This window comes from Candidatus Margulisiibacteriota bacterium, from assembly GCA_031268855.1.
Classification (GTDB): domain Bacteria; phylum Margulisbacteria; class Termititenacia; order Termititenacales; family Termititenacaceae; genus Termititenax.
Genome location: JAIRWS010000061.1, coordinates 1 through 6,443, shown reverse-complemented (window position 1 = coordinate 6,443; position 6,443 = coordinate 1). Strand labels below are relative to the sequence as shown.

Sequence of the window (6,443 nt, the reverse complement as noted above, 5' to 3'; positions counted from 1 at the left end):
AACATTGCCCAAAGCCCTGTTTCTCCGTATAATGACTAACCCTATGTCAGAAGAAAAAGTCCCGCCGCAAAATCTCGAAGCCGAACAAAACCTGCTGGGCGCGCTACTCATCGATAAAGAGGCCGTGCTCAAAGTTATCGACCGCCTGCAGCCGGAAAGTTTTTATCTGCCGGCGCATCAAAATATTTATCAGGCCATTCAGAGCCTCGCCGCGCAGAACAAAAATATCGACATGCTCACCGTCACGGAAGAGCTGAAACAAAAGAGCGCTTTGCCGGAAGGCGGGCGCGCTTATCTGGCCGATCTGGCCAATACAGTGGTCACGCCAGCGCACGCCAGCGAGTACGCGGAGATCGTCGAGCGCAATTATGTGATGCGTAGCATCATTGAGGCCGGGCACGGCATGGCTTCCGGCGCTTATCAGCCCGACGGCGATCCTGACGAGATCGTCGAGCACGCGCAAAAAACGGTTTTTGAACTGGCGCAGCGCAATATTAAACAGGGCTTTCAGCATTTGCGCGTGCCGCTAGATATTGCCTATGATGATCTGACGCGCAAAAGCGCCAATCCCGAAGCCGGCGGCCTGTTGACCGGATACGACGAGCTGGATCAGATCACCGGCGGTTTTCAAAACGCCAACATGATCGTCATCGCGGCGCGGCCGTCTGTCGGCAAAACCGCGCTGGCTTTGAATATCGCCGCCAATGTCGCCCTGCGCCGCAAGGTACCGGTCGGTATTTTTTCGCTGGAAATGTCCAAAGAAGAACTAGCGACACGCCTGCTGACCACCGACGCTCAACTCAACGCGCACAGCATCAAAACCGGAAATTTATCCGCCGAAAACCAGCGCAAATTGTCCCAGTCTCTGGCCAACTTAAGCAACGCGCCGATCTATATCGACGACTCGCCGAATACGATCCTGCAAATTCAGACCAAAGCGCGCCGGCTGAAAATAGAAAAAGATATTCAGCTGATCGTGGTCGATTTCTTGACGCTGATCACCAGCACGGCGGGGCGGCAGGAAAGTCGTTATCTGGAGGTGTCCAACTGGGCGCGCGCGCTGAAAAATCTCGCCAAAGAATTGAATATTCCAGTCATCGTCATCGCACAGCTCAACCGCGAAGTGGAAAAACACGGCTTTAGCTTCGGCGGCTCCAGCGAAAACAAAACCAACCGCGGCGCGCGTCCGCCCCGCATGTCCGATCTGCGCGACTCCGGCGAGATCGAGCAGGTGGCCGATGTCGTCCTGCTGATCCACCGCTTGAGTTATCAGGATTATGACAACAGTTTTGGCGCGGAAGACAATACGGTGCAGCTCATCGTCGCCAAAAATCGCAACGGCCCGATCGGCAAGGCCGAGCTGGTTTTCTTAAAAGCCTTTACGAGATTTGAACGCAAAGAAAAAATGAGCGTGCCGTTAGATGAACAGATTTAAATTATGCACTGTCTTGTTATTCTGCGGCCTCGCCGCCGCGGCGGAAATTTCTATTGAAGCCGATAACGTAAATTACGCCGGTGAAAATCAATTTGTCCACGCCAGCGGCAATGTGATCATCATCAACGGTAGCACTCAGCTGCAAGCCAATACCGCGACGGTCAATCTCGAACAAAAACGCTTGTCCCTGCGCGAAGGCTTTGTCTTTAACCGCCAGCAGCAGCAGGTCTCCGGCAGTTCACTGCAATACGATTATCAAAAAAACGAGGCTTACGGCGAAGACATCACTATGACTATCCGCAAAAATAGAGTCCGCGGCCAAAATGTTACTATCCGCGAAGATTCCATCGTGGTCGAGAATGCTTACCAAACCATCTGCGACCTGCCCGATCCCTGCAATCACATTACTTCACAGCGTTTGAGTATTTATCCCGAGTGGGGCAATGTGGTCAATGATCATGCCGTAATTTATTTTTTCTTCCTGCCGGTCATGTACGTGCCCAATAACGTGTCTGACCTGAGCGGTAATCTGGACAGTATGTACAGCGCCATACCGCAGCTCGGCTACAATCCGGTAGAAGGCGCTTACGCCAAGGCCGGTCTGAGCTATTACCACAACGAAAAATTGACCGGTACTATTGACCTGCATTATTTGGCCAATCTCGGCGCGCGCGTCGGTTTCACCAATAATTACAAAATAAATCAGGCCAACAGCGGCCAGCTGCGCCTGCATTATGTAACCGGACTGGGCGGCCGGACTTCTTACGGTTTTCAGCACAGCCTGCTGCTCGGTGTGCCGCAAAAAGACCGCGGCCAGATCATTGATGAATTTTTCAACGGTATCCTGCCGCCCAGCAAAAACACTTACCCTGAATTGACCCTGATCTTGGCCAACCGCGAAATGGTCGGTTACCAGTGGGTCAGCTATCTACCCAAACTCAATCTGACCACGCCGACCTACAGAATGCCGCTGGGTTTGGATATTTCTTTCAGCAGTTTCATGGCGCAGATCTATGAAGAGAGTGTTGAGCTGGCACAAAACAGCGCCGATCTTGAAGAGCTAAAATTCCAGCCCGGAACACGTGAATATCTGCAGACCAACTGGGAAAGCCGGGTCGAGCGTAAATTCGGACTGGGCGCTTTTGGCGAGCTGACGCCGGGCGTCATTTACAGCAATTCGGCCTATCAAGAACAAAAAAACCTGACCGGTTTTTGGAAACGCCTGATCTACAATATCAACTACAAAAAAAACTGGCGCAACTTTAATTTTAACATCAACCATAAATATACGCCTGATGAATTCGGCATCTCGCCGTTCAATTCAGAAACCATGTACGCCGGCACTTCCGAGGAAGATCACTTTGGCATGGGCTGGCAGGCGCTGGATAATTTAAAATTAAATTACACGTGTGATTATTCGGTCACGGAGCACAGAGTCCGCGATCAGTCTTACGGCCTGGAGTTTAAATTGTGCCACTGGAAAATCTCGGTCAACCGCTCGGAATATTACAAACAATACACTTTCGGGGTGAGCCTGCAATGATAACCGTAGAGAGAGTCGTCGTCGGCCCGATCCACACCAACTGCTATCTGGTCACCTCCGGCGGACAGACGCTGATCATCGACCCGGGAGCCGCCGCCGCCAGGATCAGCGCGAAAATAAAAGAGCTCCAGCTGCGGCCCATCGCGGTCATCAACACGCACGGCCACTGGGACCACATCATGGCCGACAACGCCGTCAAACAAGAGTATAACCTTCCGCTGCTGACGCCGGCTGCCGACCAATGGCTGATCGAGAAAGAAAAAGATTATTATCATATCGGGGATCTAGCCGTCGATCAGTGGTACACGGACAAACTGGACATCGCTCTGCCGATACAGGTCATCGCTACGCCGGGGCACACGCCGGGCTCAAGCTGTTTGCTACTGGAAAACCATTTATTCAGCGGCGACACCATGTTCGCGGGCGGTTATCTGGGGCGCACGGATTTTCCGGGCGGCAGCGCGGCGGATATGCAAAAATCCCTGCAAAAACTGCTGGCCCTGGACGACAGCATTATTGTCTATCCCGGCCATGAAGAATCCACCACGATCGGACAGGAGCGCGGCTTTTATGGCGGACACTAATCTTTATCTGGTCGGCGGCGAAGAGCAGTTTTTGGTCGAGCAAGCCGTCCGCGCGCTCAAGAAAAAATATGTTGATCCGGCTCTGGCGGCCTTTGCGCTGGATAGCATCCCGCCGGAAGAAAAAGACCTCAACCGGATCATCAACTCACTGCAAACACTGCCGATTTTTTCACCGGCGCGTCTGGTGCTGGTCTACGATCCGTTTTTCTTAAAAGGCAGCCCGAAAAAAAAGAATACTGAAACAAATGACGCGGAAACAGAAGTCACGGAAACCGCCAGGAGCAATTCGGACGAACGCGCCGAAACGCGCCTTTTTGCCGCGCTGGAAAATCTGCCGGATGGCGTGCGGGCGGTTTTTGTCGTCAACGGCCCGGTCGATCAGCGGCGGAAATTTTTTAAGTTTTTTCAAAAAAACGGCGAGACTAAAATTTTTGAGCCGTTCAAGCCGTGGGAGCAGGACAAAGCGGCGGACTGGATCAGCAATTATCTGCGTGAAAAAAACTGCGCGCTGGATCGGAGCGCCGCGGAGTTTTTGGTGGCAACCGCCGGTCTGTCGCTTGGCGCGCTGGCCAGCGAAGCCGATAAATTATTGCTCTACGCGTCCGGCAAAAACAAACTGAATATCGACGACGTCAAAGCGCTGGCCAGCGCGGGCGGGCTGCAGGCTTATGCTCTGGGCGAAGCTCTGCGCCGCAAAGACCTGCCGGAAACCCTGCGGCTGACCGTCGCGCTGCTCAAGGACGGCGAAGCGCCGCAAAAACTGCTCGGCTATATCACCGGACAGCTCCGCGTCCTGCTGCAGATCAAAGAATTGCAAGCGCAGCGTCTGAGCGCCGCCGAAATAGCCAGCCTTTTAAAAATGAACACCTGGAATTTAGAAAAAAATATTCTGCCGCCGCTGCATAAACACGACTACCAAAAATTAAAAACCACTTACGGCGCGCTGCAAAACGCCGATTATCAGATCAAGACCGGACAATTGGCGGCGGATAACGCGCTCATCTGCGCGCTGGCGGAATTGGCCTAGTCTGCGGCGGCGCTGTCCGAGACTTCTTCTACCGCATTCAAATCACCGAGCAGTTTTTGCGCCGCGGTCTCCGGCAGTTCCTGCACATCGCGCAGTTTGCGCTCTATCGCCCGGGAACGCGCGCCGGCTTTTTCGATCTCGCTGCTGGCCGCGTCCAGTTTGGCTTTAGTCTTTTGCAGCACATCGCCGAATTTGCCGAATTCCGTGCGCACCGCGCCGAGCAGATCCCAAATCTCACTTGTCCTTTTTTCCACAGCCAAACTGCGAAAACCGATCTGCAGACTGTTGAGGAACGCCGAGATGGTGGTCGGGCCGGTAATCACGATCTTGTAATCACGCTGCAAACTCTCAAACAAATTTGGGATACGCAGCACCTCGGCGTACAGCCCCTCAAAAGGCAGGAACAGCAGCGCAAAATCCGTAGTCTGCGGCGGATCGATATATTTTTCGGCAATGTCTCTGGCAAAAGTTTTGATCTTTTTCTCCAGCTCTTTTTTGTGCAGCTCGATCTCTCCCGTGTCGCCGCTGTCATAAGCGGAGAGCAGGCGGTCATAATCTTCGGTAGGAAATTTGGCGTCGATCGGCAGCCAGACGATCTTTGCGGAATCCGCTTTGCTGGGTATCTTCACCGCAAACTCCACTATATCACGGCTGCCCTGCTTGGTTTTTACATTTTGCGCATACTGGCTCGGCGAAAGTATCTGTTCCAAAATAGCGCCCAGTTGATATTCGCCCAGCACGCCTTTGGTTTTGACATTGGTCAAAACTTTTTTCAAATCACCGACCCCCGCGGCCAAATTCTGCATCTCGCCCAAACCTTTTTGCACCAGCTCCAGCCGCTCGCTCACCAGCTTGAAAGACTCGCCCAGTCTGGTTTCCAGCGTTTTGTGCAGTTTTTCATCAACTGTGGCGCGCATCTTTTCCAGCTGGTTATTGTTGTCGGTCTGGATCTCCCGCAATTTGTTTTCCACAGCCGCGCGGATCTTCTCAAAACTATCCGCAAATAATTGCAGGGATTTGGCCAGCTCTTCGCGCGTGTCTTTGGCGGCCGTATTCATTTCTTGACGGCTGCGGCTAAATTCGTCGCGGATCGATCTGTCCAGCTCGGTTAATTTCGGCGTCAGAAAATCCACCGCGTTTTCTTTTGGCCCGAAGATCCTCAGCCAAAACAGCGCCGCTGCCAGAATGAAAATTGCCAGAGCCAAAATCAGCGTTAATATTTCCATAGCGGCATTTTAGCACGCCGCCAAAATAGTGGCAGATTTAAATTTTTAGAGTAAAATACGGCGAGAAAGGAAACTCATGTTTGACCATTCTCTGGCCTCCGGCATTTTGCTCGGCGTCGGCTGTTTTATAGCTTATGATCTGCTCATTACTTTAATTACCAGCAATCAAACCGATGTGCTGCTGGCCAGAGCTAATTCAGCCTACGACAACAATCGTTTTCTGGAGTGCGCCAAAGTTTTGCGCAGGATCGTGCGCCGCGAGCCGGACAACGCGCTTTTTAATTTTCGGCTGGGCTGGGCCTACCACATGCTGGATCAGCCGGAGCAGGCCCTGCGCTATATGCAGGCTGCCGCCGAATTGGACGATAAATACATCGACGCGCGGCTGGTTTTATCCGAATGGCGCTACGAAAGAAAAGATTACTGGCACGCTATGCTGTATGCGCGGCAGGCCATCGAGCTGGATAAACACCAATACGACGCGCGGTTGACCCTGGGCAAATGCTGCGTGGCGCTGGGCGACACGGAGACCGCCGAGGAAGAAGTGGAGTTTTTTGAAAAATACGGTCAGGACGGCTACGCCAGCGAGCTGATCGAATGTATCGACGCGGCGGAGTAGAGCGCGGCG

6 protein-coding genes are annotated in these 6,443 nt (G+C 52.9%); 5 read left to right on the top strand and 1 reads right to left on the bottom strand.

What is annotated here, in order from left to right:
- The first annotated feature begins 43 nt into the window (after window positions 1-43).
- Genes dnaB through holA form a run of 4 tightly spaced genes read left to right on the top strand, consistent with a single transcriptional unit; the run spans window position 44 to window position 4,589 of the window.
- Window positions 44-1,435 (top strand): replicative DNA helicase, encoded by a 1,392-nt coding sequence (gene dnaB / locus LBJ25_03830; GenBank protein ID MDR1453088.1) that lies wholly within the window; start codon window positions 44-46, stop codon window positions 1,433-1,435.
- A complete protein-coding gene (locus tag LBJ25_03825) occupies window positions 1,422-2,978 on the top strand; it encodes a hypothetical protein (protein MDR1453087.1) in 1,557 nt (518 codons plus the stop codon). Before dnaB ends, LBJ25_03825 begins: the two co-directional genes overlap by 14 nt.
- A complete protein-coding gene (locus tag LBJ25_03820) occupies window positions 2,975-3,562 on the top strand; it encodes an MBL fold metallo-hydrolase (GenBank protein MDR1453086.1) in 588 nt (195 codons plus the stop codon). The genes LBJ25_03825 and LBJ25_03820 overlap by 4 nt, the downstream gene beginning before the upstream one ends.
- Complete coding sequence (gene holA / locus LBJ25_03815) at window positions 3,549-4,589, top strand: DNA polymerase III subunit delta (protein ID MDR1453085.1); 1,041 nt, start codon at window positions 3,549-3,551, stop codon at window positions 4,587-4,589. Before LBJ25_03820 ends, holA begins: the two co-directional genes overlap by 14 nt.
- Here the strand turns inward: holA and rmuC are convergent.
- Window positions 4,586-5,815, bottom strand: coding sequence for a DNA recombination protein RmuC (gene rmuC, locus LBJ25_03810; GenBank protein MDR1453084.1), 1,230 nt, complete (start codon window positions 5,813-5,815; stop codon window positions 4,586-4,588). The two genes, holA and rmuC, sit on opposite strands and share 4 nt — an antisense overlap.
- Window positions 5,816-5,891: 76 nt before the next feature.
- Here rmuC and LBJ25_03805 point away from each other — a divergent pair, with 76 nt between their 5' ends.
- Complete coding sequence (locus LBJ25_03805) at window positions 5,892-6,434, top strand: tetratricopeptide repeat protein (GenBank protein MDR1453083.1); 543 nt, start codon at window positions 5,892-5,894, stop codon at window positions 6,432-6,434.
- Window positions 6,435-6,443 lie beyond the last annotated feature (9 nt).